Origin of the sequence: Nocardia sp. NPDC060220 (assembly GCF_042727815.1) — a bacterium.
Taxonomy (GTDB): domain Bacteria; phylum Actinomycetota; class Actinomycetes; order Mycobacteriales; family Mycobacteriaceae; genus Nocardia.
Genome location: NZ_JBHWZY010001027.1, coordinates 1 through 2175, shown reverse-complemented (window position 1 = coordinate 2175; position 2175 = coordinate 1). Strand labels below are relative to the sequence as shown.

Sequence of the window (2175 nt, the reverse complement as noted above, 5' to 3'; positions counted from 1 at the left end):
GGGTGGTGAACACGATGCCGATGGCGGCGTCTTCCTTCACCCGGCTCGTATCGCGGACCACGCCGATCAACGCCACCGCGAGGAACCCGAAGATCACCGCGCCGACAGCGAACGGCCAGCCGACGATGTAGGCCAGCACCACACCGGGCAGCACCGCGTGCGACACCGCGTCACCCATCAGCGACCAGCCGATCAGCACCAGCCAGCACGACAGCACCGCACAGACCACGGCGGCCGTGACCGTGGTGGCCAGCGCGCGCACCATGAATTCGTAGCGCAGCGGGTCGATGAAGAACTCCTCGAGGCTCATCGGTCTCCGTCCACATCCAGGCCGAAGGCCTTGGCCAGGTTCTCCGGGCGCAACACCACATCGGGGTCGCCGTGCTCGAGCACCCGGCGGTTCAACAGCACTGCCTCGTCGGCCAATTGGGGCAACGCGTGCAGATCATGGGTGGACACCAGGATGGTGGCCCCGTCGGCGGCGAGCTCACGCAACAGCGCGGTGATGGTCGCCTCGGAGCGCTTGTCGACACCGGCGAACGGCTCGTCGAGCAGCAGGATCGTGGCCTCCTGGGCGATGCCCCGAGCCACGAACGTGCGCTTCTTCTGACCACCCGACAGCTGCCCGATCTGCCGGTCGGCCAGGTCGGTGAGCTCGACGCGGGCCAGCGCGGCGTCGACGGCGGCACGGTCGGCCTTACTCGCCCGGCGGGTGAAACCCATTTTCCCGTAGCGCCCGGTCATCACCACATCGCGCACCGACAGCGGGAAACTCCAGTCCACGTCCTCGGACTGCGGCACGTAACCGAGACTGCCCGCCTTGCGCGCGGCGGCCGGGGGGCGGCCGTTGATCAGCACCCGGCCTCGATCGGGCGTGACCAGCCCCATCACGGTCTTGAACAGCGTCGACTTGCCCGAGCCGTTCATACCGATCAGCCCGCACACCCGGCCCGATTTCAGGGTCAGTTCGACAGTGTCGAGCGCGAGCACATCGCCGTAGTGGACTGTCACGTCCTGGATTTCGACTACCGGTGCGGTCATTTCGAGACTCCGGCGAGTGCGGTCGCGATGGTCTTCGCGTCGTGGCGGATCAGGTCCAAGTAGGTCGGGACCGGTCCGTCGGCCTCGGAGAGCGAGTCGACATAGAGCACGCCGCCGAACCGTGAACCGGACGCCTCGACCACGCGTTGCATCGGCGCGTCCGACACCGTCGATTCACAGAACACGGCGGGCACGCCGCGCTGGCGAACGAAGTCGATGGTCGAGCCGATCTGCTGCGGGGTGGCCTGCTGTTCGGCGTTGACCGGCCAGATGTACTTCTCGGTCAGCCCCGCGTCGCGAGCCAGGTAGGAGAACGCGCCCTCGCAGGTGACCAGGGCGCGCTGGTCGGCGGGCAGGGTGTTCACCGCGGCGACGAGATCGTCGCGCACGGCGCCGAGCTGCGTCTTGTAGGCATCGCCGTTGGCACGGTAGGCGTCGGCGTGTTCGGGGTCGAGATCGGTGAACGCGCGGACCATGTTGCCGACGTAGATCTGCGCGTTCACCGGCGACATCCAGGCGTGCGGATTGGGCTTGCCCCGGTAGGCGTCCTCGCTGATGTCCATCGGCGCCACCCCCTCGCTGACCACGGCGTGCGGCACATCGAGGTCGGCGACGAACTGGGTGAACCAGGCCTCGAGGTTCAGCCCGTTGTCCAGGATCAGATCAGCCTTGGCGGCCTTCTTGATATCGCCCGGCGTCGGCTCGTACCCATGGATCTCAGCCCCCACCTTGGTAATCGATTCGACCCGCAGATGCTCGCCTGCCACATTCCGCGCCATGTCGGCCAGGACCGTGAAGGTGGTGAGAACCACCTTCTTCCCGTCGTCATCGGAGGTGATCCCACCGCAGGCAGTGAGCGCGAACGCCATGACACTCAGAACACATGCCGCAAGCATCCGGCGGCGCGCCGGCGAACGGTAGAACCCAACCCTCATTCCAGAATTATATTGTTCGGGTAGCCGAACTTTCAAGTTCAGGGCTAGAAACAGTCGCGAGGACGGCTCAGGATGCCCAGGGCGGGGTGAAGGTAGAGCCGTCGGGGAGCTCGGCCGCGAAGCCGACCCGCACGGTCACCAGCAGCCTGGCGATCTCGTCGGCCGAGTTCGCGAGGGCGATCATCGAACCGGCGGGCGC

Annotated in this window: 3 protein-coding genes; all 3 read right to left on the bottom strand. The window is 66.8% G+C overall.

Features of this window, described 5'->3' with window-relative positions; all coding sequences use genetic code 11:
• A partial coding sequence (locus ACFWF3_RS33200; RefSeq protein ID WP_379317878.1) for a metal ABC transporter permease occupies positions 1–310 on the bottom strand: 310 nt, incomplete at its 3' end.
• Positions 307–1041 carry a metal ABC transporter ATP-binding protein gene (locus ACFWF3_RS33195; RefSeq protein ID WP_358116468.1) on the bottom strand — a complete coding sequence of 245 codons (735 nt, stop codon included), beginning with the start codon at positions 1039–1041 and terminating at the stop codon, positions 307–309. The genes ACFWF3_RS33200 and ACFWF3_RS33195, both read right to left, overlap by 4 nt.
• Entirely contained in the window at positions 1038–1910 is an 873-nt protein-coding gene (locus ACFWF3_RS33190; protein WP_379317876.1) for a metal ABC transporter substrate-binding protein, read from the bottom strand. The genes ACFWF3_RS33195 and ACFWF3_RS33190 overlap by 4 nt, the downstream gene beginning before the upstream one ends.
• Positions 1911–2175 lie beyond the last annotated feature (265 nt).

What these genes read in the sequence shown, in the direction of transcription:
- ACFWF3_RS33195 (WP_358116468.1), bottom strand. Translation starts at nt 1,041, where the DNA reads ATGACCGCACCGGTAGTCGAAATCCAGGACGTGACAGTCCACTACGGC.
- ACFWF3_RS33190 (WP_379317876.1), bottom strand. Translation starts at nt 1,910, where the DNA reads ATGGCGTTCGCGCTCACTGCCTGCGGTGGGATCACCTCCGATGACGAC.